This is a genomic window from Myxococcus sp. AM009, from assembly GCF_013372605.1.
GTDB classification, from domain to species: Bacteria; Myxococcota; Myxococcia; order Myxococcales; family Myxococcaceae; genus Myxococcus; species Myxococcus vastator.
Map to the genome: position 1 here is coordinate 51,790 of NZ_JABXEP010000010.1, position 24,343 is coordinate 76,132.

21 protein-coding genes are annotated in these 24,343 nt (G+C 68.8%); 9 read left to right on the forward strand and 12 right to left on the reverse strand.

Annotation, left to right across the window (positions count from 1 at the left end):
* Positions 1-169 precede the first annotated feature (169 nt).
* On the forward strand, positions 170-1,231 hold the full coding sequence (locus HV824_RS04525; RefSeq protein WP_176419068.1) for a gamma carbonic anhydrase family protein: 1,062 nt from the start codon (positions 170-172) through the stop codon (positions 1,229-1,231).
* 13 nt (positions 1,232-1,244) lie between these two features.
* Here HV824_RS04525 and HV824_RS04530 read toward each other — a convergent pair whose 3' ends face one another.
* A complete protein-coding gene (locus HV824_RS04530) occupies positions 1,245-1,664 on the reverse strand; it encodes a 2TM domain-containing protein (protein WP_176419067.1) in 420 nt (139 codons plus the stop codon).
* A gap of 108 nt (positions 1,665-1,772) precedes the next feature.
* Between HV824_RS04530 and HV824_RS04535 the strand changes: the two genes are divergently transcribed.
* Both HV824_RS04535 and HV824_RS04540 read left to right on the forward strand, forming a co-directional pair.
* Positions 1,773-3,020: a serine protease gene (locus HV824_RS04535; RefSeq protein WP_176422741.1), complete on the forward strand. Its 1,248-nt coding sequence runs from the start codon at positions 1,773-1,775 to the stop codon at positions 3,018-3,020.
* 133 nt (positions 3,021-3,153) lie between these two features.
* The gene (locus HV824_RS04540) at positions 3,154-3,522 is read left to right on the forward strand and encodes an ATP-dependent DNA helicase (RefSeq protein WP_176422742.1); all 369 of its coding nucleotides are present in this window, start codon (positions 3,154-3,156) and stop codon (positions 3,520-3,522) included.
* Between the two features lie 676 nt (positions 3,523-4,198).
* Here HV824_RS04540 and HV824_RS04545 read toward each other — a convergent pair.
* The gene (locus HV824_RS04545) at positions 4,199-6,043 is read right to left on the reverse strand and encodes a DUF262 domain-containing protein (protein WP_176422743.1); all 1,845 of its coding nucleotides are present in this window, start codon (positions 6,041-6,043) and stop codon (positions 4,199-4,201) included.
* 283 nt (positions 6,044-6,326) lie between these two features.
* On the opposite strand from HV824_RS04545, the gene HV824_RS04550 reads away from it, so the two are divergent.
* Positions 6,327-7,748 carry an ATP-binding protein gene (locus tag HV824_RS04550; protein ID WP_176422744.1) on the forward strand — a complete coding sequence of 474 codons (1,422 nt, stop codon included), beginning with the start codon at positions 6,327-6,329 and terminating at the stop codon, positions 7,746-7,748.
* Between the two features lie 13 nt (positions 7,749-7,761).
* Here the strand turns inward: HV824_RS04550 and HV824_RS04555 are convergent, their stop codons facing one another.
* Genes HV824_RS04555 through HV824_RS04570 form a run of 4 tightly spaced genes read right to left on the reverse strand, consistent with a single transcriptional unit; the run spans position 7,762 to position 14,252 of the window.
* Positions 7,762-8,943: an aromatic ring-hydroxylating dioxygenase subunit alpha gene (locus HV824_RS04555; RefSeq protein WP_176419064.1), complete on the reverse strand. Its 1,182-nt coding sequence runs from the start codon at positions 8,941-8,943 to the stop codon at positions 7,762-7,764.
* On the reverse strand, positions 8,940-10,607 hold the full coding sequence (locus tag HV824_RS04560; protein WP_176422745.1) for a GH3 auxin-responsive promoter family protein: 1,668 nt from the start codon (positions 10,605-10,607) through the stop codon (positions 8,940-8,942). The genes HV824_RS04555 and HV824_RS04560 overlap by 4 nt, the downstream gene beginning before the upstream one ends.
* Before the next feature lie 7 nt (positions 10,608-10,614).
* Positions 10,615-11,388 carry a hypothetical protein gene (locus HV824_RS04565; protein ID WP_176419062.1) on the reverse strand — a complete coding sequence of 258 codons (774 nt, stop codon included), beginning with the start codon at positions 11,386-11,388 and terminating at the stop codon, positions 10,615-10,617.
* The gene (locus HV824_RS04570) at positions 11,385-14,252 is read right to left on the reverse strand and encodes an FG-GAP-like repeat-containing protein (protein ID WP_176422746.1); all 2,868 of its coding nucleotides are present in this window, start codon (positions 14,250-14,252) and stop codon (positions 11,385-11,387) included. Before HV824_RS04570 ends, HV824_RS04565 begins: the two co-directional genes overlap by 4 nt.
* Before the next feature lie 173 nt (positions 14,253-14,425).
* Between HV824_RS04570 and HV824_RS04575 the strand changes: the two genes are divergently transcribed.
* The 4 genes from HV824_RS04575 to HV824_RS04590 all read left to right on the forward strand — a co-directional run bounded on the left by HV824_RS04575 (position 14,426) and on the right by HV824_RS04590 (position 18,115).
* The gene (locus HV824_RS04575; RefSeq protein ID WP_176422747.1) at positions 14,426-15,052 is read left to right on the forward strand and encodes a hypothetical protein; all 627 of its coding nucleotides are present in this window, start codon (positions 14,426-14,428) and stop codon (positions 15,050-15,052) included.
* A 99-nt stretch (positions 15,053-15,151) separates the two neighbouring features.
* Positions 15,152-16,189, forward strand: coding sequence for a DUF2169 domain-containing protein (locus tag HV824_RS04580; protein WP_176419059.1), 1,038 nt, complete (start codon positions 15,152-15,154; stop codon positions 16,187-16,189).
* Positions 16,190-16,305: 116 nt separating this feature from the next.
* Positions 16,306-16,770: a DUF4150 domain-containing protein gene (locus HV824_RS04585; protein WP_176422748.1), complete on the forward strand. Its 465-nt coding sequence runs from the start codon at positions 16,306-16,308 to the stop codon at positions 16,768-16,770.
* A gap of 16 nt (positions 16,771-16,786) precedes the next feature.
* Complete coding sequence (locus HV824_RS04590; RefSeq protein ID WP_176419051.1) at positions 16,787-18,115, forward strand: TIGR02270 family protein; 1,329 nt, start codon at positions 16,787-16,789, stop codon at positions 18,113-18,115.
* 17 nt (positions 18,116-18,132) lie between these two features.
* On the opposite strand, the gene HV824_RS04595 is transcribed toward HV824_RS04590, so the two are convergent.
* From HV824_RS04595 to HV824_RS04620, 6 genes are all read right to left on the reverse strand, one after another.
* Positions 18,133-18,897 (reverse strand): Imm49 family immunity protein, encoded by a 765-nt coding sequence (locus HV824_RS04595; protein WP_176422749.1) that lies wholly within the window; start codon positions 18,895-18,897, stop codon positions 18,133-18,135.
* A gap of 17 nt (positions 18,898-18,914) precedes the next feature.
* Entirely contained in the window at positions 18,915-19,499 is a 585-nt protein-coding gene (locus tag HV824_RS04600) for a DUF1629 domain-containing protein (protein WP_163778485.1), read from the reverse strand.
* Positions 19,500-19,514: 15 nt separating this feature from the next.
* The gene (locus tag HV824_RS04605; protein WP_176422750.1) at positions 19,515-20,414 is read right to left on the reverse strand and encodes an AHH domain-containing protein; all 900 of its coding nucleotides are present in this window, start codon (positions 20,412-20,414) and stop codon (positions 19,515-19,517) included.
* 2 nt (positions 20,415-20,416) lie between these two features.
* Positions 20,417-20,677, reverse strand: coding sequence for a hypothetical protein (locus HV824_RS04610; protein ID WP_176419046.1), 261 nt, complete (start codon positions 20,675-20,677; stop codon positions 20,417-20,419).
* Positions 20,678-21,008: 331 nt separating this feature from the next.
* Positions 21,009-21,623 (reverse strand): hypothetical protein, encoded by a 615-nt coding sequence (locus HV824_RS04615; RefSeq protein WP_176422751.1) that lies wholly within the window; start codon positions 21,621-21,623, stop codon positions 21,009-21,011.
* Between the two features lie 89 nt (positions 21,624-21,712).
* On the reverse strand, positions 21,713-22,207 hold the full coding sequence (locus tag HV824_RS04620; RefSeq protein ID WP_176419044.1) for a CinA family protein: 495 nt from the start codon (positions 22,205-22,207) through the stop codon (positions 21,713-21,715).
* A gap of 291 nt (positions 22,208-22,498) precedes the next feature.
* Between HV824_RS04620 and HV824_RS04625 the strand changes: the two genes are divergently transcribed.
* Positions 22,499-24,343, forward strand: a complete 1,845-nt coding sequence (locus tag HV824_RS04625; protein WP_217917088.1) for a penicillin-binding transpeptidase domain-containing protein — start codon at positions 22,499-22,501, stop codon at positions 24,341-24,343.

Genomic DNA, 24,343 nt, shown 5'->3' on the forward strand with positions numbered 1-24,343 from the left:
GTTCCGCCCTCTCATCCCCTTCGTCAACACCATGCCGCAAGCATAGAACAGGGAGCGGGCAGCCTCCTCCAGGGCAAGGCCCGGCCCGGCGACCGTCGGACGCTGGACAACCTACCTGCGCCGTCGGGCCGTCGGGCCGCAGAGCGCGTGGGTGTAGGGTGCCGCATCAATGGCCATCAGCTTGCCGCACGAAAGTGTGCTCGCGGTGCCTGCCGGGGGGGACGCGCACTTCAGCCTCTCCAGCAGCGCGCGGGTGCTGGGAACTCTCCACCTGGGTCCTGGAGCCAACATCGCGCAAGGCGCGGTGGTGCGCTCGCATGACGGCGCCGTGCGGTTGGGCGCTGGCTCGGCCGTGTTGGAGAACGGTGTCATCATCGGGATGCCGCAGCACCCCGTCACGGTGGGAGAGCGCACCTTTCTCGACCACCGCAGCCTCGTGCTGGGCGCGGAGGTCGGCGCGCTCTGCGACGTAGGAGGCGGCTCCATCCTCATGCCCGGTGCGCGCATCGGCACCCGCTGCCTGCTAGGGGAAGGAACGCTCATTCCAGCGGGCACCGTGGTGCCGGACGACTCCGTCGTCGTGGGCCGCCCCGGTCGCATTCTCCGCCGAACCACCGCGGATGATTTGGAACGGCTCCGGAAGCGGCGCGGCGGAAGCCTCGACCTGCCGGGCCAACCACTCACCGCTTTCTCCGCGAGAGATCGCGCAGAGGACGCTCCCATGGGACAGCTCTATACGTTTCGCGACAAACACCCACTGGTGCACCCCACCGCTACCCTCTTCTCCTCGGCCGAGGTGACGGGGGACGTCATCATCGGCCCGGGCTGCATCATTGGCCCCGGGGTCAAAATCCTCGGGGACGGCAATGGCCCGGTGCGCATTGGCGCGGGCGTGCAAGTGCTGGCCAACACCGTGCTGCACCGGCTGTCGGACCACGCGCTGACGCTGGAGGACGGCGTCATCATCGGTCCGGGCTGCACGGTGCATGGCAGCCACGTGGGCGCGAACACCGTGGTGGAGCCGGGCGCCATCCTCTGTGACGGGACGCGGCTGGGACGCGGCAGCTTCGTGGGCGCGGGCAGCCTGGTGAAGCAGGGCAGCGCCTTCGCGGAGGGTGCGCACGTGGAGGGCTTCCCTGCGACGCAGACGGGCACGTTGGCGTCGCTGCCACCAGTGCCTCGCTGGGCGCTGCGGCCGGAAGACCTGCCGGGGCTGCGGCGCATCGGCTAACGCGGCCGAAGGCTCACCGCGGCCTGTCCGCGTGATTGAAGGCCGCCATCAGCGTGCCCATGGCATGGAACGCCAGTCCCATGCCCCAGCCGATGGCGGGGTACTGCACCCACCAGCTCGGCCCCGAAAACAGGTCGATGAGGGTGAGCCCGCCAATGACGATGGTGTAGCTCGTCGCATGTGACGCAAGGCCCATGTAGGCCCTGCGCATGCGGCGCTGCGCCTTGTCGCGTCCCGCGCGCGCGGAAATCACGCTCTCCACGGCGGCTTCGCTCACGCCCATCTCCCGGGCCATGGCGAGCAGGTCCTCCCGGGTGAGCGCGCGCTCCACGTCCTTGCCCGCGAGCGCGCGCGCCGTGGCCTCGCGAATGATGTCCGCGGCCTCGTTCTGGGAAAAGCTCGAAGGTGCGCCGCGCTGCCGGGTGTCCGCCATGGGACTGGGACGCTAGCGCGGCGTCTCCACCACGCAAAGAGAAGGAATCCCCCACGCCCGTTCTCGCTGGCGACTCACCTGTCTTCTCAAACAGCGAAGGGGGAACTCATGCTTCGTGGCATTCGCAGGTCCATGTTCTGTGCGCTCGGCCTCATGGCCGCCGCGTGTGGTGGTGAAGCCTCACGCGCCCAGGTGGAGCCCCCCGTCCAGGTCGTCCCGGAGGCGTGGCTGGGCGAAGCCGCGGGCGCCGAGCTCCCGCACCTGGAGGCCCTGGGCGATGTCCGCATGCTGAAGGACGTGAACGCGGAGGCGTTGCACCGCGAAGCCTCGGCGCGCCAGGCCGCGGGAGCCACGCGCGCCGCGGCGGAGGCACCGGCCCGACCGTCCACCGAGCGCTCCTTCATTGGCATCGACGTGAAGAACAACAAGGCCTACCGCCTGCGCACCGACGCGGCCAACCTGGGCCGCGTGGCGGAGGAGCTGGCGCGGCGCGGACTCAACGGCGCCTCGCGCGGCACGCTGGATGACGCCGCGCGACTGGAGCCGGTGAACGGTGATGAGGCCCTGACCTCCGGCGCGGTCTCCGGCCAGACGTGGAGCAACGGCGTGGACACGCGCATCCGCATGGGCCTCACGAACGGCTATGCCACGAACTCGTGGCCCTATCGGACCATCGGCCACCTGAGCGCTGGATGCTCGGGTGCGCTCGTGGGCCGCCGCGTCGTCGTCACCGCCGCCCACTGCGTCGTCAGCGCGTACAGCGGGTGGAACCCCATCTTCAACACCTTCACCGCTCGCCGCGACGGCGCCACTGCGCCGTGGGGTGTCCAGGACGCCATCTGGTACTGGGTGCCGGAGGGCTACATCAACGGCTCCTGCAACAGCGTCGCCAGTTGCAACCGCCACGACGTCGCCATCATGGTGCTCGCGGACAACTTCCCGAACGGCCACCCGGGCTGGATGGGGCACTGGAACGCGTCCACGGACACGCTCAAGACGTGGTCCACGTACATGCGCGGCTACCCTGGCTGCGGCCACGTGGCGGCCCCCGCGAGCTGCACGGCGCGCACGCTGTACGGCGACGTCAACCTGTGCAAGACGGGCAACGCCTACAGCCCGGACGCGGACGGCTGGCACCAGGAAATCGAGATCGGCTGCGACGGCAGCCCGGGCCAGAGCGGCTCGCCCATCTACTCGTATGACGCGCCCGTCTCGGGGCCCGTCGTGGTGGGCCAGTACAACCAGTACTACTGCGACGCCGCGGCCTGCGCGGGCAACGCCTTCCCGAACAGGATGGGGCACCTGACGCCCTCGTGGAACAACTCCATCAGCTACTTCAAGTCGCTCTATCCCTGAGTGACGCTCCGGGACGCGCGTCCCACGGCCGAAATGAAGCGTAATAATGGGGGCTGAATGGCCGCCGGGACCTCCCGTCAGAAGGGGCAAGACGACGAAACAGGGCCACGGCGGCCATGAAAGGGAGGCAGTCATGCGCGGAAAGCTGATGCGGGTGCTTGTGGTCCTCGCGCTGTCTGTCGGAAGCCCGGTCCTCGCGCAGGGCGTGCATGGCGCCTCCGGAATCCAGGCCCCCAACAACATCCAGGCCTGGGCACGGGGCGGCAGCGTGGAGTCCGCGCGGCAGCGTGCGGAGTACGAGCGGCTGGAACGGGAACGGCAGGCCCGCTTCGAACGCGAGAAGGTGGCGCGCCTGGAACGCGAGCGCCTGGCCCGGTTGGAGCGCGAGCGGCAGGAGCGGGAGCGCATCGCCCGCCTGGAGCGTGAGCGGCAGGAGCGCGAGCGCTGGAACTGCGGCAACCCGATGCACGGGCGGTCCACGGAGACCTCGCGGCGCGGATAGGCCTCAGCGCATCGCCCCCACGGAGAAGCGTTCTCCGTGGGGTGGACGCCTCATAGCGCCGTGCGGATGAAGCGAGCAGCCGGAGGCTGTGGCCCAGTGCGTGCTCTTGGCGCACCCCTGGGTGGGCGATGGCGACGATTCGGGGGGCTCACCAGGCTCCGAGTCCAACTGTTCGACAGGCTCATCTGCGCCCATGACGCGCCGATCTCTGTGCCTATGCCACGAGCAGGCGACCACGCTTCCTCCCTGTGGGTCGGGCGCGCATCCCGGTGGATAGCTGTTCGGAAATGTCGGGACTTTTGTGGCGTCAAAACCCCCGACATTTCCGAACAGCGAGCGACGGGAGTGACTCCGGCCCCCCGCCGCGAGGGGGCCCCTGGGGTGGCCGCGTGGTCCGTTCAGCATGAAGTCCGGCACGGAGGTGATGGCATGGCATCCGCGCGCGCGCCGTGCGCTGACGAGGTGCCCCGCGCGCATGCACTCCCACGCGAACCGCTCCGTCCTGCTGTCGCTCCTCCTGCCCCGACTGGCGCTCGCGCAGCCCATGGACGACACGCCGCAGAGGACACGCCCACTGCGGCGGCGCCGTCGCTCAGTTCATCTGCGCTGCGCGATCAGTCGCGCAACTGTGCGACCCAACGATGGAGCAGGTCCACGCGAGAAGGGATGCCGAAGTCTAATTCTCGTCCCCAGTGTCATCCTCCTCGGTGGCAGCCACGTCCAAGAGTCCTGCATCCACTCCTGTCATGTGTGCAGCAATCTTCTTGCCCATGGCCTTCTCAATGCGCTGGAGCAACGCCAACTCTCGTGCCTCGAAGAACCCCTTGAAATCATCGAAACGCAGTCGCGCCAGCTCGATGACGTGCGACTGCAACAACTCACCCATCCGCGCGTCGCTGATGTCCGCAGACTTCTGGAGCCTTGCCAGATAGGCGCTGGGCGCGTTCCCCCCGATGATACGGTTCGTCTTCGCCGAAAGGGGTGTCTTGTTGACGACACTGTCGTAGCGACTGGGGTCGATGCCCTGTTCCTTGCACCATGCCTTTGGGAAGATGTGGTGGATGTCGATGTTCTCGTCGTCGTAAATCTGCGCATCGATCGAGAAGCCCGTGCGGAAGTCCCGGCCACCGTCACGCAGAAGCAGCACAGCTAGCCCCTTATAGGCTGCGCTGTTCCGTGTCCGAAGCGAGAGGAGCCGGGCTGGAGCAAAGTTCGCATCAATGATGGTGCTCGGCTCTGCGCCTCCCTCCACCCAGGCGACGACCTCGGCCAAGTCCCGGGCGAAGCGCGTCTCCAGGGCGCTGCCATAGAGTTCTCCGAAGACGCCGCACCAGTACCAGCGAGTTAGCTTGGTGAGCACGCCGTCAGTGTCCGCCCGGTCTCCGAGCGTCGCGAAGATCGCCGCAAGTGGGATGAACTGCGTGCGGTAAGGGATGTCTCTCGAGGAGAAGATGTTCTGGTCGTAAAGCAGCATGGCCGCACGGAAGAGGCCAGAGGTTGCCGTGTCGGCCCAGGCTTTGTAGTCCTCCAGCGTAAGTCTAAGGATGTCCTTGCGCTTGCAACTGATGCCGGGAGCAGCATCGGCGGCCGTACCCGCCGAGAGGCTCTTCTTCCGACGCGCGTAAGTCGCCAGCAGGGTCACCGCTTGAAGAAATTCGGTGCTTTCGATGTTGGCGAGCACCTTATGCTTCTTGAGCTTGAGTCGGCGCGAGTTCCAGTCGTTACGTAGGTCGAAGTCGGTAGCGGCATAGGTGGCTGTCAGCAGCTCAAACACTGTCAGCGCCACCCCGCCCGTATTTACCTTTTCGAAGACTTGGCAGACAGCGTCCTTCGGAGTCTCCTTGCGGAGCATGATGAGCGGCACTTGGTACTGCTGGACCCGCTGAATCACATCCTTCATGAGCTGACTCCAGATAGCGAGTCGTGCCTGAATGTGGGCAGGATCTGCCTGGAGGTACGTCATCTGCCAGCGCATGAGACCATCGGTGTCGAACATCAGCCGTAGTGGGAGCAACCCCGCCACGACCTCCTTCTCCAAGGACGAATAGTCTGCGATCTCCTCTCCCCGAAAGTTCAGGAGCTTGCGATTTTCAGGGAGGCTCACAATGGCTTCTTCACGGTCGTGGTGCGGACTGAGGACCTTGTTGATGTCTACGTAGTACCAGCGCTTCATCGGATTCCCGCGCGAGTCACGGGTTTCGACGGCGGCACCGGAGAGCAGCGCCTGGTAAAGGGAGGTGAGCCGCTGCTGGCCGTCCAGGATGAGCCGCTCCGGTGCGCGAAGCCCCTCGGGCTTGACACCCTCCACTAAGCGGGTCTTGAAGCGCACGTCATCACCGCCGGCCTGGAGCATCATGACGGCACCGACCGGGTATGAGAGTGACACGCTCGCCAGCAGGCTCCGGATGTGAGCGTCGTCCCAGACCCAGCCTCGCTGGAAGTCGGGGAGTTGGGTCCGCCCATTCTGTACGCTCCGAAGGAGGTCCCCCAGCGCTTCAGGGGTGGTGTCGAACGTCGTCATCGTACTCACGCGTGTTTCCCCCTTGGACTGCGGGCGTGCCCTCTGCAATGCAGCATTCTATCAGACTCAAGGAAGCGGAAGCGGAAGCCAACAACGGCATGAGCTTCGCTCAGGCCCTATTCTTGTTGTGCCTGACAGGCGCGTGCGCCTTCCGGCGGTGAACCCGCGTCAAGCGCGCCGGCCCGCCAGTGACGGCTTCCGGGCGCTCCACTGCCCCCGGGGGCCGTTCCGCGTCGACAAGCCCCGACACAATAATGAGGCGCCCACGCACCTGGTGAGGACGATGCCTCCATCCGACGCCGCAACTCTCGGGAGCAGCCACCGGCAGCCCGCCAGCGAAACGCCCGTCGGGTATCCCCTGGAGCATGACCACACGGTCCAGTTCTATGAGGACGAAGCCTTCGTCGTCGACATCGTCGAGGCCTACATCACGGGCGGGCTCGAACGCGGAGACCCGCTCATCCTCATCACCCAGGCGAGCCACCGTCAGCAGCTCATCGCGCGGCTGATGGCCGCGGGCGTGGACACCGAGGCGGTCATCGCGAGCGGTCAGCTCACCCTGCTCGACGCCCGCGAGACCCTGTCACGCTTCATGGTGGGTAGACGCCCGGACTGGGAGCGCTTCCGAGAAGTCGTCGGCGCCGTGATTGAGCACAGCCTCGCGGCCGCGCGCCCCGGCGCCAAGGTCCGCGCCTACGGCGAGATGGTGGATGTCCTCTGCATGGATGGGATGCCGGACGTGGCGGTGGCGCTGGAGGCGCTGTGGAATGACCTCAGCGTGCTGTACCCCCTGTCCCTGCTGTGCACCTACGCCATCGGCCACTTCGGCCAGGCGGCGCACGCGCAGCCCTTCCTCGACGTCTGCAAGGCCCACGCACACGTCCTCCCCACCGAGCGCTACACACGGCTCGAAGGCCCGGCGGGGCGCCTGCGCGAGGTCAGCCTCCTCCAGCAGCGCGCCCAGGCCTTGGAGGCGGAGGTCCAGCAGCGACAGCAGGCCGAGCAGGCCCTGCGCGAGGCGCTCCACCACCGGGATGAATTCCTGGCCCTGGCCAGTCACGAGCTGAAGACGCCATTGACGGCGCTCCAGCTCCAGCTCCAATCACTCCCCTCCGCGGCGACCCGCAAGGACGGTGGCGGACGCCTGCTGGAGCGGCTGGACAAGGCCATCCGCCATACCGAGCGGCTCGCCACGCACATCGACGGGCTGCTCGACGCCTCCCGCGTGGGAGAGGGCCAGGTGCCCTTGATGGTGGAGCCGCTCGACCTGTCGGGGCTCGTCCGGGAGACGGTCGCCCGCGCCATGACTCCGGCGGCCGAGGCGGCCTGTCCCATCCACCTGACGGCGGACGTCCCTGTCGAAGGCGTGTGGGATTCGCTGCGGATTCAGCAGGTCGTGGGCAACCTCCTGGTCAACGCCTTCAAGTACGGCAAGGGCCGTCCCATCGAGGTGCGGGTGGAGGGCGCGCCGGACCACGCGCGCATCTCCGTGAGAGACCACGGCATCGGCATTGCCCACGAGCACCAGGCGCGCATCTTCCAGCGCTTCGAGCGCGCCGTTCCCTCGAGCGCCTTTGGAGGCCTGGGCCTGGGGCTCTACGCGGCCCGCCAGGTCGTGGTGGCGCACGGCGGCACCCTCCGCGTGGAGAGCGAGCCAGGCCAGGGCGCCACCTTCATCGTGGAGCTGCCCTACCTTCCGCCGTAGCGCGGCGGCGGCCTCAAATCCAGAAGGCCATGTCGCGCTCGGTGTCCTCGGGCCCCGGGCCCTGGCCGCCCTCCCGCAGCCAGCGGCGATACGCCTCGATGTCGGCGTGGTGCAGGTCCGCCTCCGTGCCGGAGTAGACGCCGCCGCCTGGGCCGTCCAGCAGGGCCTCGCGCTGGATGTCCATGATGGCCACGTCCTGCCGGATGACCTGCCGCGTGTACCACCGCACCAGCGGCATCATGGCGCGCCCCACCAGCGCGCCGGGGACATCCACCGGCAACCGGTAGCTGATGGCCGTATAGACGAGGCTGTCCGTGGGCCCGATGGGCGTGCACTGCGAGTTGATGACGAAGCCGTGCTCGCCCCACAGGTAGTCCACGCGCGTGACGTTGGGGACGTAGAACTTGTCCGTGTGGAGCAGCGGCAGCCCGCGCGGGTTGAAGAGCCTGCCCAGGCCCGTGACGGTGTCCTGGGCCTGCTTGTACGTCACCAACACGCTGCCCGCCGTGCGCCGCACCGTGGCCGGCACCCGCTTGCTGGCGGGCCTGCGGAACCAACCTGGATGCACGAAGAGCGTGTGCGGCACGTCCATGAAGTTCTCGACGAGGTTCGTCACCCCGTTCGGGAAGCGCGTCACCATGAAGTAGACCGTCCACCCCGCCTGGCCCCAGCAAGGCACGCGGAACGGCGCGGCCCGCGCGGGCTCGGCGCCACCCATGTAGACGAAGACGAGGCCGTCCTGCTCCACGGTAGGGAAGCGCGTCAGGCGCCCCAGCGCGCAGGGCTCCGTCGCCAGCCCTTCCCGCGCGCAGGCGTTGGCGTCGAGCAACTCGCTTCGCTGCGAGGGCCCCAACGAGGGGACTTCCACCACGGCGCCCGACGCGTCGTAGACCCAGCCGTGATACGGGCAGCCGATGCGGCCGTCGAAGACCGCACCCCGGGACAGCCGCGCGTTGCGGTGCAGGCACCGGTCCCGGAGCGCGGTGGGCTGCCCGTGCGCGTCACGGAAGAGGACCACGCCCGTGCCGAAGAGGGTCCGCGCCAGGGGCTGGCCGGGCTTCAGCTCGGTGGAGAGACACGCGACGTACCAGAAGTCCTTCAGCGCGCCACAGCGCGTGAGGTCGGCTTCGGCCGCCAGGTCCACGTTGGGGGCGGGCGAGGTGTCGCGCGGATGCAGGCGCAGCGGCGGTCTCATGGAGCAACTCCGGAGAAATGGTCCGACCAGCCCGTCAGGCGGTGCAGGTCCACGGGCTTGATGTCGCCCGCGCGCTGGCCCAGCGCGACGCAGCGGGCCTCGTAGCGGCGCGCCCCGTCCTCCACGCGCACGGCGCGCACCGGGCCGAGCTGCCCCAGCTCCCGCGCGTAGCGATAGTGGTGTCCCTCACAGAGGGCGTGCTCCACGGCCTCCGCGGCGGCGGTGAGCCGAGAGGCGGGGGCGCCCGTCTCCAGGAACAAGACGTAGGCTGGCGCCGGACTCCACTCGGGCGCCAGCATGGCGAAGCCGGGCCGCGCGCCGCCAAGGCAGTCCGGGAGCACGGCATCCAGCACGGCCCCCACGCGCGTGGCGGCGAGCTTCTCGCCCACCAAATCACTCACGGCATCCGCCCGGCCGACGAAGCGCAGGCAGGGCGTCGCGTGCTGGAAGCCCTCCACGCGGACCAGGTCGCCCAGGCGGTAGCGCAGCAGGCCGCCCGAGGTGGACAACAGCACCGTGTACGTGCGGCCCCGCTCCAGCTCGTGCGCGAGGCGAGGCCGCGCGGTGGGGTGCTCGCCGTCGATGAACTCGAAGAAGTGGCTGCGCACCGCGAGCACGGGAGCGGGCGCATCGAAGAGGGGCACGGTGACGACGCCCTCGGTGGCCAGCAGTCCCTTGCCCTGCACCTCCACGCCTGGGAAGCGGCGACACGCGGCGGGGAGCGCGTGAGCGGCCTGTGCGTCCGTCCACATGCTGAGCAGCGACAGCCGAGGCCACAGCGCGCGGGCGCTCCCGTCACCACGCAGCACCTCGCGCAGCAGCGAGGCCCGCTCCGGGCGCGGAGAGAAGCGCATCCGAGCCAACACCGTCCGCAGCGCGGCTTCATCGGGTGCGGCGCCGGACGAAGGCGGCCGACAGCGCCCTCGCGACAGGTCATCTGCCAGTCGCTCCCCGTGCCGCTCCAACGCGTCCATGAGGAGCGTGAGGAAGCTGGGGTTCCACACGCTGAGGAGCGCCAGGTCCTCGCGCGCGACAAGGTGCCAGAGCGTCACGTAGCGGCAGGACTCCACGTCCGGAAGAGCCCCCACGGCCCCAGGCACCGCGAAGATGCGCGACAGCAAGGGGCGCAGCACGCGCGAGAAGTAGGCGCTGTCCTCCGCGCTGCCCACGGGAATGCCGCCCGAAGTGCGGACCTGCTTTCGCGCCAGCGGGGAGATGGACCAGTAGCTGGCGCCCTCGCGCAGCGCGGGCCGGCGGTGGAGCAACTCGAAGAGCATGGGGGCCAGGGCGCGCTGGAACTCGGCCAGGAGGCCGCGCGTCATGGGCACCCGCTTGCTGGCGCCCGAGGAGCCGCCAGAGAGCTCGAAGCGCAGCACCGGCTCACGCGTGAGCACACGGGCCTCGCCCGCGGCGATGCGCTCCACGTCCGGAGCCAGCGCGTCCGGCGTCACCCATGGCACGGCGTCCTGGAAGTCACGGGCGGCGCGGATGCGGTGGAAGCCAGGGAGGCGCGCCGCCTGCACGCTTCCCGCGGCCGAACAGAGCACCCGCCGCAGACACTCCGCCTGCGCGGCCTCGGGGTGGCGCAAGGCCCGGTGGAAGCGCAGCGCGGAGGGAGCGAGCACGGCCCGCAGCCCCTCCAGCGGCAAGGAGGAAGCGCTCACGCCGGCCTCACGTCCTCACGCGGGCGCCCGCGTATCTCAACCCGCGCCGGGCCCAGCCCCGAAGCTGCCCGGACACGCTCCGCCCCAGCGCCAGGAAGAGGTCCCACCAGCGAATCTCCACCAGGCACACCAGCTCCTCGCCCTCGCCATGACGCGGGTTGCGCTCGGCGAAGAAGGCGATGTCGGGGTGCTGGGCCGCCGCGCGGTCGATGGGCGCGACGCCATCCCGCACGCGATAGTGCGCGCCCTGGAAGCGAAGCGTGCCCCGCGCCGCGTCGTACTGCGCGCCGAACCAGCGGGCGGCCAGCGCGCGCAGGAAGTCGGCGCGGCCAGGCGGCGGCGTCCAGTCCCGCCGAGGCATCGTCCTGGGGAAGTAGTTCACCGCGAGCAGGTACGTCTTGAAGCCGGCGCTCAACAGCAGCCAGTGCACCGGCCGAAGGGGATGACGGAGCTTGCGCGACAACACGAAGCGCCCGAAGCACACCTGCAACACCTTGTGTCCCCACCAGTCGGGGTGGATGACCGTGTCGCCCGAATACACCACCTCCACCCGCTGCCCGCCCGCGAGCTCCTCGGCGACGCGCAGCGTGCTGAAGCCCACCAGCTCCCCACCTCGCCGCGTGTGGAGGAGGATGACGTACTGCTTGGCCTCCAGGTCCTCCGCGAACCGCTCCGGCGACACGCCCGTGTAGCAGCGCTGCATCAGCGCCAGCATCCGCCCACGCTGCGCGTCCGTGAGCGCTTCACGCCGCACCGTCGAGCCCTTGAGCGGCGACATCATGGCCGGGCACGCCCCTGCAACACCTCCGCGTCAGGAGGCTGCCGAAGCTCCTGCGTGCGGTCCGGCGTCAGCGACACCTCCTGCACGTCCCCTCCGTACCAGTGCACCCGCGCCGTCACGGGCCCCGAGTACCGGCCCAGCCCGAAGTGCAGCCGGGCGTCCGCCGACGCGGAGAAGCCGCCCATCAAGCCCACCTCCCGCACCTGCTCCACCTGCTTCCCCGCCTCCTCGTAGGTGACGACCACCCGGGTGCCCACCGCGCTCCGGTGCGTGCGTCCCCCGTGGCCCACCAACGTGAGCCCCACGAAGCGCGCACCCTGGCGCCCCTCCGAGCGCAGCGTGTTGCGATACAGCGACACCGGCCCGTGCTGGTTGGTGATGAGCGCGTCCAGGTCGCCGTCCCCATCCAGGTCCGACAGGAGCACGCCTCGCGAGTTGTCCGGGTCGTCCAGCCCCAGCTCGCGCGCCAGGTCCACGAAGTGGCCGGGCTTCGCGTCACCCAGGTTGAGATACGCGCGGCGCGCTTCATTCGGGTAGATGGTGCGGCCCCGGATGTCGCCCCACTTGTCCGCGAACGTGTGGACCTCCGGGCCGGACTGCATCAGCTTGTGGTTGACGTACCAGTAGTCCTTGCGCTGGCCGTCGGGGATGCGCCACCGCGCCGCGTCCAGGCGGTCATCCACCATGCCATTGGCCTGCACCAGGTCTGGCCAGCCATCGTTGTCCAGGTCTCCCGCCGCCGCGCCCCACCCGAAGCGCCGCTCGTTGAGCGCGCCGCGGAAGGTGGCCTCGTCCCGGAACGCTGGCGTGAAGGCGTCCTTCCCGGGGCCCACCATCCACAGCAGGCTGCCCTCCGCCTGGAGCGAGTGGTGGACGTTGGAGACGTACAGGTCCAACCAGCCATTGCGGTCGAAGTCCGCCACGGAGGCGTTCATGCCCTTGTACGTGTCCTTCCCAATCTCACCGAAGAGCCGGCCCGCGACGCGGCGGAAGTGCGTGCCGCCCTCGTTGAGGTAGACGTCGTCCGGTCCGAAGTCGTTGGCCACGTACAGGTCCGTCCACCCGTCGCGGTTGAAGTCCACCGTGCTCACCGCCAGTGACCAGTGCGTCTGCGGCATGCCCATGGCTGCGATGTCCACCTTCTCGAAGGTGCCGTCACCCCGGCCCCGGTAGAGCGCGTTGAGCCCGCCGTTGGCCGCGTTGTGCCAGCCGTCATGCATGAAGCGGAACATGCGGCGGTCTTCAGCGTGCTCGGGCTCGGGCAGACGGAAAAGGTTGAGCGGCACCGGAGGCGCGTAGCCCGGCAGGTGCGTGGTCATCACGTTGAGGACGAACAGGTCCAGGTGCCCATCCCGGTCATAGTCGAGGAAGGTGAGGCCCAGGCTCACCGCGTGGTCCGCCACGCCCGCGGCCTCCGTCACGTCCTCGAAGCCCGCGGTGCCCGTCTCCCGCAGCGTGTTGCGCAGCAGCCGGACGGGCCCGAAGGCCACCGCCACCGCGAGGTCCAGGTCGCCGTCGCCATCCCAGTCCACGAAGGTGCCGCCGCCCGGCAGCCCCTCTTCCCTGTAGCGCGTGGTGAAGCGCTCCAGCGCGGGCACGGGCACCCGCTCGAAGCGCAGGTCGCCCAGGTTGCGATAGAGGACCGCGTGGTCCTCGGGCCGGGCCAGCGGGTGCGTGAGGAACAGGTCCGGCCGGCCATCCCCGTCGTAGTCGCCCACGGCGACGGCATCCCCCACCGCCACCAGCCACTTCGCGACGTGCTCCAGCCGAGGGTCCAGCTCCTCGAGCGTGTTGCCCATGGTGGAGCCGAGCCCCGCGGCGCGCGCCTCCACGCGCTCCATGCGGAAGTCCAGCGGCGGGGTCCGGACTCCGGGCGTGGCGGCCAGGGTGTAGCCACCCACCATGAGGCCACCCAGCCCGCCCACCACCGCGGCGCGCTTCAGCCAACCGGAGGACACCAGCGTGCGCAGTGACTCGCGCCCTCCGCGCTGCCAGGCGGCGCGCGCGTGGACGAACAGGAAGCGGACCGCGGCGCACGTGAGGGCCGCATAGAAGAACGTGTAGACGCTCTCCTTGAAGTGCAGCACCAGGTCCACCAGCGTCACCGCCAGCGCCAGCAGTATCTGCCCGCGCCGCGTGCCCGGAGACGTGGCCGGGTCGGTGAGCATGTAGAAGACGAAGATGAAGAACGACGGCGCACCCAGCGTGCCGAGGAAGAGGACCTCTGGCGGCAGGTGATGCCGGAGCACGTAGGCGCGCAGCGCCGTCTGGAGCGCATAGAAGCCGAGGAAGCTGACCACCAGCCACCCGCGCCCCACCCGGAAGAAGAAGAGCACGAGCGCCGCCATGAGGATGAAGGCGGAGAGGGCCACCTCGCCGTTGGCCCACTGGTAGGCGGGCGCGGCGGTGATGAGCTCCCGGGTGAAGAGCAGCGACATGGCCACGCCGAACATCGACGGGTTGAAGACGTGGCGGCCCTGGAAGGTGAGCACGTACTTCGAGCCGATGGCGATCCACACCGGCAGGAGGAGCAGCCAGCTCGAATGCGAGTAGTTGAGCAGCAGCGCCAGCGAGCAGCAGGAGATGTACGCGCTCAGGGGCACGACCTTCTGCCGCTTCAGCCCCCAGCCCAGCGCGACGTCCAGCACGCTGCCCGTCACCACGATGGTGGCCATCTGCCACGGGTTGCGGTTGAAGCCGAAGAAGGTGAAGCCGAGCACACCGTAGAGCGTCAGCAAAAAGGCGAAGGGCAGGCGCGGGTCGTTCCAGCGAGGCCAGACCCAGCCCCAGCGCTCGACGCGGGGCGCCGTGTGCAGCGGGATGTACACCTGTGCAGCCGGGCTCACCCCGGGACCAACGCTCATCGAAGCCCGCCTCCCACCAAGGCGCGTCGCCGCGCGCGTGCGGAGCGTGCCCCGTGGAGCGCGCGCTGTCCATTCAGGTCAGGGGCTTGCATGAGCCCCTCCTGTCCGTGCATCCATGCCATGCCCAGGGCGTTGCAAACTCCGGGCGCAGGTCCTCCAGCGCGCACCTTCCGATGCCCTCTCCGCACACCCGAGCCCTCCTCGCCATCCTGGCCGCTGTCTGCATCGTGGCGGCGGGCGCGTTCCGCCACGCGCAGAACGTGAAGGGCTCGCGAGGCGGACGCATCTCCGGCCCCAAGCTGGCGTGGCTCTTCTACGCGGTGTTCTTGTGGTTCCTCGCGTGCCCGCTGGTGGCGCTGGACGCGGCGGTGCCGGAGGAGGCGCGAGGCGTGCTTGGCGCGTTCGCCGCCTTCATGTGGCTGCGAGGCGTGGCGGAGCTGTACCTGCTCTACGGCATGAAGCGCTGGCGGCCCCCATATGGCGTGGCCCACGACGTCGCGTGCATCGCGCTGGTGCTCGGAGGCCTGTACTGGGGCCGGGCGCGGTGGCTGGGCGTGCTCGGCCCCGAGGACCTGTGGGCCCTGGCCTTCCTGGGCCTGGTGCTCGTGAGCCTGATTGTCGAGGTCGCCTACGCGGCCCTGTTCTTCCACGCCGTGGAGGGCCGCACCACGGGCGAGGACGGCATCTGGTTCGCGGACGAGGCGCAGTCCCGGTTCCGCCGCATCAACCGGCTGACCCTGGCGCTCAACGTGCCCCTCTACGCGGGGCTGGCGGGCCTGCTGATGGTGGGGGCGTGGTAGGCGAAGTGACGGCACGCGCGGAACAACCCGAGGCATGACTGCTACACTGCGCCTCCGCGCTGGCGCTGCCGGACCTCCTGCCCGCCGATTCGAAAAGCCATGGGACACCCCACCCTTGAGAACGAGACCCCCTTCGCCTTCGACATGATGGGCCTCGCCGACGAGGACGGGAGTCCTCTGCTGCTGCTCGTCGTGAAGGCCACATATGCCATCGGGCCCTCCGGGCTGAAGCTCGCGGACGAGCAGGTGCCCGTGACGTGGAGCGGTGAGTCCTGGGGCAAGCCCGGCGAGTCCAGCGACAAACACGAACCCGAGAGCGCCTTCATCAAGCTTGCCACGGACGTGGCGCTGATTGGCCATGCCTACCCGCCCCAGAAAGGCGCCACGGAGGCGCTGGTGGCGCTTCAGGTCGGGCCACTGAAGAAGGCCGTGCGCGTCGTGGGCGAGCGGACCTGGTTCAAGAGCATGGGGCACGTCACCGCCACCAGGCCGCTCCCCTTCGACAAAATCCCGCTCACGTGGGAGCGCGCCTTCGGCGGCTGGGACAGGACGGACGCCGCGAAGCCCTCCTTCGAGGCGCGCAACCCCGTGGGCGTGGGCTTCCGCGCCAGTCCTCGCCACTTCGAGGAGGGACTGAAGCTGCCCAACCTGGAGGACCCCGCCACGGAGCCCCTGCGTGATTTCGGCCAGAAGGTGGTGCCCGCTGGCTTCGGCTTCATCTCCCCGCACTGGCAACCTCGCGCCAGGTACGGCGGCACCTACGACGAGGCCTGGAGCAAGACGCGCAAGCCCATGCTGCCGAAGGACTTCGACCGGCGATTCTTCAACGCCGCCGCGCCGGGCCTCATCGCCCCTGGCTACCTGAAGGGGGACGAGCCGGTCATCATCGCCGGCGTCTCGCCCAAGGGGCGCCTGTCCTTCGCGCTCCCCGGCCAGTCCGCGCCGGTCGTCACCGTGGCGCTCGCGGGCGGCGAGGACGCGACACCCCCCATGCACCTGGACACCGTGACCCTGGACACCGACGAAGAGCAGGTGACGCTCCTCTGGCGTGGACACGTTGCCTTGGGAGAGGGTCTCCACGAGGTGCGGGGCCTGAAGGTCACCGCCCAGGGTGTGAGCGCGCCCAAGGCGGCCTGAGCGGAGCCAGCGTAGGGGCATGTATCCAGCAGCGCAGCCGCGCTCCGGCTGCGCGGCTGCTCGACTCGCACCGCGTGGCCCCACTGGGGTATCCTGCTCCCCTGGAGGTGGTTGGCATGCCCGTCAATACCGGTGTGAACAAGATGTCCGTGGTGACGAAGGACAGCGGCGGCGTCACCGTCGCCTTCCCGGACGTGTGCAAGACGCCCAGCCCGGCTGGCCCCGTGCCCATCCCCTACCCCAACGTGGCCCAGTCCTCCGACACCGACAAGGGCACGAAGAAGGTCTCCGTGGCCGGCAACCCGGTCTGCGTGAAGGACTCCAACTTCAAGACGAGCACCGGCGACGAGGCCGGCACCGCGGGAGGCGGCGTGGTCTCCGGCAAGACGAAGGGTAAGGCGGAGTTCGTCAACTTCTCCTTCGACGTGAAGTTCGAAGGAAAGAACGTGGCCCGCGCCTTCGACCTGATGCTCCACAACGACAAGAACACGCCGCCGTTCCCCGTCATGCAGGGCCCTGTCATCACCATGGGTGGAAGCGAAGGCAAGCCCAAGTGCCTCGTCTGCGACAAAGAGGTCTGACCCTCCGAGCCCGACCATGGCCAAACGTGATGGACGGTTGTTGCGCTGGGATATCCATGAAACGCACCTCGACGAGGCCGCGTTCCGATGGAGCCAGTGGGAGCAAGCCCTCGACGCTCCCGATTTCACCCTGGCCGACGTCGCGGAGCTGGAGGAACAGCTCGCGGCCCACGTGGATGGGCTGGTACTGGGAGGAGCGCCGGTTGCCCGGCGGCTGCTCGAGCCCGCGCTCACGTCCGAAGAGCCAGAGCGCATCGTCGCAGCCACCCTGGCGCTCCTTGGAAGCGATGCGCCGACTGGGCCCGCCGCGCTCCTGGCCGCGCTTGCCGAGGCGGAGCCCCCCACGCTCACGCCGCTCCAACGCGCCTTCGAACTCAACTGCCCGCCCGACCTCGGCGCAGGGCTGTCGTCGCTGTTGAAGCAGGGCGACACCCGCCCCGAGCTCCAGGCGCTCGCCCTGGACACGCTCGGCGCACAAGGCCTTGTCGACGCTCCGCTGTGCCAGCCATTCGTCACACATCCGCATCCCCTGGTCGCCGCCGCCGCGCTGCGAGCCGCCAGCCGCAGCCGGGTGGCGGTTGAGCCCACCGCGATTCAACGCGCGCTGGAGTCCAATGATCCGCTGCTTCGGGAGGCCGCCATCGCCGCCGGCCTCCAGGCGGGGCACCGGAACGCATGGGCCACTTGCCAGGCTGCCGCGGAGCCTCAAGGGCGTGGAGGCCGGCTGCCTCTGCTCGCGCTGGCCCTGAATGGCGACGAGCGTGACCTCAAGGTCCTCCTGGGGCTGCTCTCCGTGGAGCCGCGCCGGCCTGACGTCTTGTGGGCGCTTGGCTTCTCTGGACGGCTGGCGGCCGCGGACGCCTGCTTGGAGCAGCTGCACGACAAGGCCACGGCCGCGCTCGCGGGCGAGGCCTTCAGCGCCATCACGGGACTCCGCATCGAAGGGCCATTCGTCAGGCCCCCAGAAGAAGAGCCCGAGGAGCCCGCGCCCCTGGAGTCCGAGGATCTGGATGCGGACCTCAAGCTCAAGCCCGAGGACGCGCTGCCCGTTCCTCACGCGGAGCGGGTCGCGGCCTGGTGGCAGGAGAACCGGCCCCGGTTCGACGCCAGGCAGCGGTATCTCGCGGGCCAGCCACTGACGCCTCAGGCACTCCTGGAGGCGCTCACGACGGCGCCCATGCGAAGGCGGCATGCCCTGGCCCTGGAGTTGGCGTTCCGCAGCCGGGGCGCCATTCAGGTGCCCACGCGCCGCTGGGTGTCCACGCAACTTCAGGCGTGGACGGAAGCACGCGCGACACCGGCGTCGTCGTACAGCCGCCCCTTCGCCGAGGGCCTGCGGGGCTGAAGAACAGCCGGCCGGTGCTACCAGCGCATCGGGTCCATCCAGAGCTCCGCCGCCGGGCGTTCGTCGGGCACGATTCGGGCCAGGGAGGGGACCTGCGGGTAGTCAGACAACGTCCCGAGGCCTCTCTGCTGGGCCAACCACGCCAACGCCAGCCCCTCGATGCACACATGCATTTCGGTAGCGGCTTCCTCCTCACGCACGGCGCCTTCTTCGTGAAGCCTGCGCCACCTCGAGGCCTCCTCTCGCAGCATTCGCGTCAACGCGTCATTGAGCCTGGCCGTATCGTCGTGCAGGAGCGCTTCCACGAGATGCCACCGGGCATCATCCGTCTCCATGCACAAGGCGGCGTGGCGCGCTCGCACCTCCGCAGGCTCCGTTCGCTGAGCAACCATCCCCATGAGGCGCTGCACATACAAGAAGTCCTCTTCATATTCCCGCTTCGGATTGAAGGGAGCGGTGCTGGCCAGCGCGATGCGCCGAGCCCTCTGCAGGTCCATGCTCGCCAGTGCGTCGAAGAATGGAGCTGCCTTGCTGACGTGCCTCGCAGCGGGTACAGCACGCTCAAGGAAATGCAGGTAGGCGCAGCCGCTCATGAAGAGAAACCGATGGAGGCGCTCGGGCGCTCCCTCGAGGAGCAACTCGCACAGGCCCCTGCGGCGGAAGTGCCCGCACACCGCCAGGACATCCGCTTCCTTCGCGGAACCGTCGATGAGTCCAGGCAGCGCCTGATGTGCCTCCAGCAGTGCATTCTTGGCAAATACCGGCAGAAACTTCGAGGTCACGGGATTCTCGCGAACAGTCACAGGTGACCCGACTGCGCCAGCTCCGTGACCAGGATATTGGTGGGATCTGACGCCTCCAGTGCGTCTACCAGTCGCTCGCTGACCACATATCGCTGCGTGTCCCTGTCAATACGGAACAAGTCTGGCGCATGTTTCAACTTCCGCGGGTCGAGCACTCGCTCTTCGATCCGCACGATGTCCTGGCCCAGATACTCAATCTGGCTCTCCTGGAAGTCCAGGCAGTCAAACGCACCAATGGGATTGATGAACCCATAGTCGCGCGAATGGATGCGCCCTTTGTGATTATAGAGGGTGAAGGGGAGGTATTCGACCTCCATCCCCGAGCACCGTCGCGCGAATATCTCGCGAGTCTTCGAATCCACAATGAGAAAGCGCTTGAAGTTCCCTATCAGAGAGCCCGTTTGAATGCCTGGATACGCCTCGCTCATATGGAGTCTGGCATCCGCTGGGAAGAAGGGGGCGGCCTTCTTGCCCACGGACAGGTAATAGCTCTCCAGCCCCATGCCTTCGGGCTCGCTATCGAGCAGACAGAGCGAACTGTCGTTCGTGTCGCCCAAGGTTTCGATCATGAAGTAGTTCATGGAAGAATCGATTCCCTACTGCGCCTTGCGCTTGCCCAGCACCCTGGGCGCGGCCGGTCTCCGCCGAGGAGGTCCCAGCACCGTGTTGAGCGTGCCGTCGTACCCTGGCGGGCGGACGTTCGAGACGATCTTCGCGTAGATGGTCTTCGAGAGGGACTCCAGCTTCGCCTTGGAGAGGGAATAGTTGGGCATTACGTGGTCCTGTCCCGCGTTGGCGACCGATTCCAGCGTCTGGGCGTAATCGGCCATGATGCCCTCAAGCTCATCCTTGACCTGATGGGAGTAGATGGGATGCGCCCGATCCGTCACCTGGTCCAGGTGGCGAGGCAAGCCCAACTCGTCCGCGATGGCCTTGTCCATTGGAAGGACAGTCATGTTCATCTTGTGATTGAGATTATACCCGACTTTCAGCAGACCGCCACGCACGAAGGCGTTGGCGTCAGGCACGCGCGACTCGAACTTCGAGGTCAGCCTGTTGATGGCGTTTCGCAGCTCCGAGTTCGTCACGATATGGTGCGCGTTGTGGTAGTAGGGAACCACGCAGCTATGCCGGAAGTTCCCCAGTTGCCCTACGTCCCAATCGTGTGGTTGTGGAGCATCAAGGAACTCCTTGTAGAATGCAGGGTAGACAGGCCAGACCGTCGTATTTCCAGACTTGTCGCTCGTTGTGTAGTTCTGCTTCGCGTTGGTGCGGATCGGCTGATTCTCGTCCACGAAGCGCTTGTACTTGGGCCAGTCGTAGAGCGCCTTGTCATCGGACGCGTGAAGCCAGGCCTGCCAGCGATGCGAACATGAGTGCGCCTTCCAGACAGAGACATGCCGGTTGAGGCACTTGCCCACCGACGTATCTGCGGCTCCCTCGTGGAACTGCGCGGCGACATCTTTGAGGTGTTGCTCTTCCGATGCGTCTGACATGCCTACACCTCTCCTTCAAGAAGGACCGCGCCCGCATCACCCCATTCCGAGCTGGAGACGACGAGCACCTGAGGCCCCGTTGCATAGCGTCGCGTCAGCGAGCGGACCGCCACGCACAATCCGACCAGTCCGCTGGCTGCACCCACGTCGCCAACGGAGGTCCCCGGAACAATCCACTTGGCAACGCCATCGAGCCGCGAGGAGAGCCTCACCCGCGCGTGGCCCCACTCCTTCGCCCGCCACTCCTCTCCATTCAGGTCCACGACCACGTCTCCTCGGAAGTGAACGCCACGGCCTCCGGCATCCAGGCAGGTGGCAATCGTCGTGGCGAGCCCTTCTCCCGTGTTCGGCTTGTCCTGAAAGAGGTGCCGGGGCTCCTGGGCCGTCGCGAAACCACGAATCGATGCGTGGATTCGGGCTCCGCGGCGCTGCGCGGCGCCGCGCGACTCCACCAAAACCGCAGCCCCCGCTTCTCCTGGCATCAAGCCCACGGGACGCTCGCTCGTCTTCAGGCGGCGCCGCTACTCCAGCCACTCCAAGGTGAATGGGTCCAGGTAGGAGTCAACGGCGAGCACCACGACCCGCTCAAGCCCCTCATCCATCCACCTTCGGGCAAGACTGAGCCCCGCTGCCCCCCCCCGCATGCCCCTTGCGAACAACCGCCACATATCGAGGCTCAAGGCGCCAGGACATGCTGCGCTTCAGTCGCTCCAGGAAACGCGCCCCCATTGCGTCGTGGTCGTTCCACGGACGAGGAACTTCCTGGTAGCGCTGAGCATCCCAGGTGGGCAACGCCACCACCAACCCGGTACGGCCCCAAAAGGAGGTGTCGTCCATCTCCGGAAGGTCGCCATACGCCAGCAGGTCATCCAGACACGCCCGGGCGACCCGTACCCAGAACCCCAGCAGCACGAAGCCGCTGGCCATTCCCTCAAGGGGATGCCCCATCAACGGAACCGTGTCCTGGGCCTCTTCATCAAGGACCCTGAAGTAGGACAGCGGACGCGCGCAACTGATACCAGCCCGGATGGCGGCACACGCAGTCGTTACGTCGTACCCTACCGACGAGAGCATCCCCAGACTGGTGACCGAAAGACTCGTGGGCATCAATGTCCGCCCCAGGAATGAGAACCCGCCTGAGTTGCAGGGCAGCCAGGGGGCGACATGCGGCGCCACTTCAGGCAACTCTACCTCAATTGCGTGCGCCATTCACTGGCACCTGGCCACCCACGGACGGCAGCATGGGGGCTTTCAAGGCATCGCATTGCCCCCGATTGCATTCGCGCTCCCAGAGGCCATCAGGATGCGCCCAACCGCTCCACCAGCAGCGCCAGCCCCCGTCCCACGATGGCGCGCCGGACCGCGGCTCTGTCCCCAGTGAAGACGTGCCGCTCCACCGTGGCCTGTCCACCCCGCTGGAGCACCGCGAGGTAGGCCAGGCCCACGGGCTTCTGCGGCATGCCGCCTCCGGGTCCCGCGATGCCTGTCTCCACCAGCACCCAGTCCGCCGTGGAGCGCGCCAGGGCACCGTGGGCCATGGCCTCCACCGCCTCCGCGCTGACGGAGCCATGCGCTTGCAGCAACGCCAGCGGCACGCCGAGTTGCTCCACCTTGGACTCGTACGAATAGGGAATGAAGCCGCGCTCGACCACCGCGGAGGCGCCGGGCACCTCCGTCAACGTCGCGCCCAGCAGGCCGCCCGTGCAGGCCTCCACCAACGCCAGGCGAACGCCCGCGGCGCGACACCGCTCCAGCGCCTGCCGCGCCAAGGCCTCCAGGGCTGCTTCCATCATGCGCCCCACTCCAGCGCATCCGCGGCGAACCTGCACGCCCAAGGATGGTCGCGCCGTGCATTCCCGGCCGCGTCCTCGCTCGGGCGCCGCGCCGCGTCCGAGTCCACCGTGGCGCCCGGTGGACGCTCCAGCGCCGGGGACGCCGTCCACGGTCGCGCAGTCTGTTGACCTCCATCCCCTGGCCGCACTCAGGGTGCCCTCGGCGGCGGATTCCTTGACCCCTCCGCGCTCGTGCGCAACAGAGTTCCGCCCGTGTCCTGGCGAGCGTGGAAGGTTGGAGTCCTGGCCCTGATGGCCGCGTTCCTGGCGGCCTGCGCGTCCAGGCCGGCGGCCCCTGCCCCTTTGCCCGTCCCCGAACCCGCCGTCACCGGCCCGGTCGCCGAGGCCGAGGCCTACCTGCACGCCTGGGCCGCGGGAGATGTCGCCGCCATGCGGCGCGCCGCCGTCAACCCGCCCGCGTACTTCGAGGTGATGCACCAGCAGTTCCGCGACGGGCTGCGCATCGTCTCCTCCCAGTTCGAGCTCGGGCCCTTCCAGCGCGATGGCGACGCCCGGGTGGCCACCTACCGCGCCGTGCATCTGCTGCGCGGGCTCGGAGAATGGGAGCTGGAGGGCGCGCTGCGCTTCGTCCGGCACCAAGGCCACTGGCGCGTCCAGTGGACTCCCGCCACGCTGCACCCAGAAGCCCGCGAGGGTGACCTGTTCTCCCGCACCCGCACCGCACCACAGCGGGCCGACATCCTCGACGCGCGGGGGACACCCCTCACCCTGCAAGGCGAGGTCATCACCATCGGCGTCGACCCCACCCGCGTCCGGAGCCGCTCGGACGTGGCGGCGGCGCTCCAGGCCCAGGTCGGCGTGAGCACCGCGCGGTTCGACGCAGCGATGAGCGCGGCGGGCACGGCGACGAGCCGCTTCGTGCCCATCATCGACCTCCCGCCCGAGCGCTACCAACAGGTGCGCCCGGCGCTGGCCCCCGTGCCCGGCATCTTCTTCCGCCGCAAGAGCATCCGTACCCCAGAGGACGGCTTCGCCGCCCACACCCTGGGCCGCATCGGCGAGGTGACAGCCGAGCTGCTTCCCCTGATGGGTCCCACCTATCTGCCCGGTGACCTCGTGGGCCTCTCCGGCCTGGAGCGGGCCTACGAGGTCCAGCTCGCGGGCAGCCCCTCCGGCGACGTCCTGCTCATGCGCCCCTGGGGCAAGACGCAGGCCCTCTTCCACTTCGAGGGCGAGCCGGGCGCGCCCTTGTCCACCACGCTGCGCCGCGAGGTCCAGGCCGCCGCGGAGGCCGCGCTCGACGGCGTGGCACACCCCGCGGCCCTCGTCGCCGTGGACAGCGGCACGGGGGCCATCCTCGCCGTCGCCAGCCGGCCGCTCTCGCAGCCACTGCACCGTGCCCTCACCGGCCGCTATCCGCCCGGGTCCACGTTCAAGGTCGTCACCACGGAGGCGCTGCTCGCCCGAGGCATGCGGGTGGACTCTCCTGTCGCGTGCCCACCCATGACGATGGTGCGCACCAAGCCCTTCCGGAACTTCGAAGGGGAGTCCCTGGGCGACACCACTTTGCGACAGGTGTTCGCCCACTCGTGCAACACCGCGTTCGTGACGCTCGCGACGGGGCTCGGCGGTGACGCGCTGGGCGCCGCGGCTCGCCGCTTCGGCTTCGATGTGTCCTACTTCCCCGGCCTGACTTCCGCCGGGGCCTCGTTCCCCGCGCCCGCCGATGCCATTGAGCTGGCGGCCGCCGCCATCGGCCAGGGACGGGTGCTCGCGACGCCCCTGCACATGGCCTCGGTCGCCGCGGCGGCGGAGTCCGGCGAGTGGCGCGCGCCCTACCTCGTGGAGGGACTGGACGGCGGACCGAGCAGCCCGCTCTCCGACGGCGTCCGGGCGCCGCTGTCCGCGCTGATGCGCGCCGTCGTGACGGAGGGCTCCGGGAAGGCCGGCAGGCAGGTCCCCGGGCTCGGCGGCAAGACAGGCACCGCCGAGTTCGGCACCGTGGCGCCCCTGCCCACGCACGCGTGGTTCATCGGCTTTCGAAAGGGCGTGGGCTTCGCCGTCCTGGTGGAAGGCGGCGGCGTGGGCGGGCGCGTCGCCGCGCCCATCGCCGCGAAGTTCGCCAGTGCCCTGTAA

Bases quoted from the DNA above. Each gene is read 5' to 3' on its own strand.
- HV824_RS04525 (WP_176419068.1), top strand. From the start codon at position 170: ATGGCCATCAGCTTGCCGCACGAAAGTGTGCTCGCGGTGCCTGCCGGG.
- HV824_RS04530 (WP_176419067.1), bottom strand. From the start codon at position 1,664: ATGGCGGACACCCGGCAGCGCGGCGCACCTTCGAGCTTTTCCCAGAAC.
- HV824_RS04535 (WP_176422741.1), top strand. From the start codon at position 1,773: ATGCTTCGTGGCATTCGCAGGTCCATGTTCTGTGCGCTCGGCCTCATG.
- HV824_RS04540 (WP_176422742.1), top strand. From the start codon at position 3,154: ATGCGCGGAAAGCTGATGCGGGTGCTTGTGGTCCTCGCGCTGTCTGTC.
- HV824_RS04545 (WP_176422743.1), bottom strand. From the start codon at position 6,043: ATGACGACGTTCGACACCACCCCTGAAGCGCTGGGGGACCTCCTTCGG.
- HV824_RS04550 (WP_176422744.1), top strand. From the start codon at position 6,327: ATGCCTCCATCCGACGCCGCAACTCTCGGGAGCAGCCACCGGCAGCCC.
- HV824_RS04555 (WP_176419064.1), bottom strand. From the start codon at position 8,943: ATGAGACCGCCGCTGCGCCTGCATCCGCGCGACACCTCGCCCGCCCCC.
- HV824_RS04565 (WP_176419062.1), bottom strand. From the start codon at position 11,388: ATGATGTCGCCGCTCAAGGGCTCGACGGTGCGGCGTGAAGCGCTCACG.
- HV824_RS04570 (WP_176422746.1), bottom strand. From the start codon at position 14,252: ATGAGCGTTGGTCCCGGGGTGAGCCCGGCTGCACAGGTGTACATCCCG.
- HV824_RS04575 (WP_176422747.1), top strand. From the start codon at position 14,426: ATGCCCTCTCCGCACACCCGAGCCCTCCTCGCCATCCTGGCCGCTGTC.
- HV824_RS04580 (WP_176419059.1), top strand. From the start codon at position 15,152: ATGGGACACCCCACCCTTGAGAACGAGACCCCCTTCGCCTTCGACATG.
- HV824_RS04585 (WP_176422748.1), top strand. From the start codon at position 16,306: ATGCCCGTCAATACCGGTGTGAACAAGATGTCCGTGGTGACGAAGGAC.
- HV824_RS04590 (WP_176419051.1), top strand. From the start codon at position 16,787: ATGGCCAAACGTGATGGACGGTTGTTGCGCTGGGATATCCATGAAACG.
- HV824_RS04600 (WP_163778485.1), bottom strand. From the start codon at position 19,499: ATGAACTACTTCATGATCGAAACCTTGGGCGACACGAACGACAGTTCG.
- HV824_RS04605 (WP_176422750.1), bottom strand. From the start codon at position 20,414: ATGTCAGACGCATCGGAAGAGCAACACCTCAAAGATGTCGCCGCGCAG.
- HV824_RS04615 (WP_176422751.1), bottom strand. From the start codon at position 21,623: ATGGCGCACGCAATTGAGGTAGAGTTGCCTGAAGTGGCGCCGCATGTC.
- HV824_RS04620 (WP_176419044.1), bottom strand. From the start codon at position 22,207: ATGATGGAAGCAGCCCTGGAGGCCTTGGCGCGGCAGGCGCTGGAGCGG.
- HV824_RS04625 (WP_217917088.1), top strand. From the start codon at position 22,499: ATGGCCGCGTTCCTGGCGGCCTGCGCGTCCAGGCCGGCGGCCCCTGCC.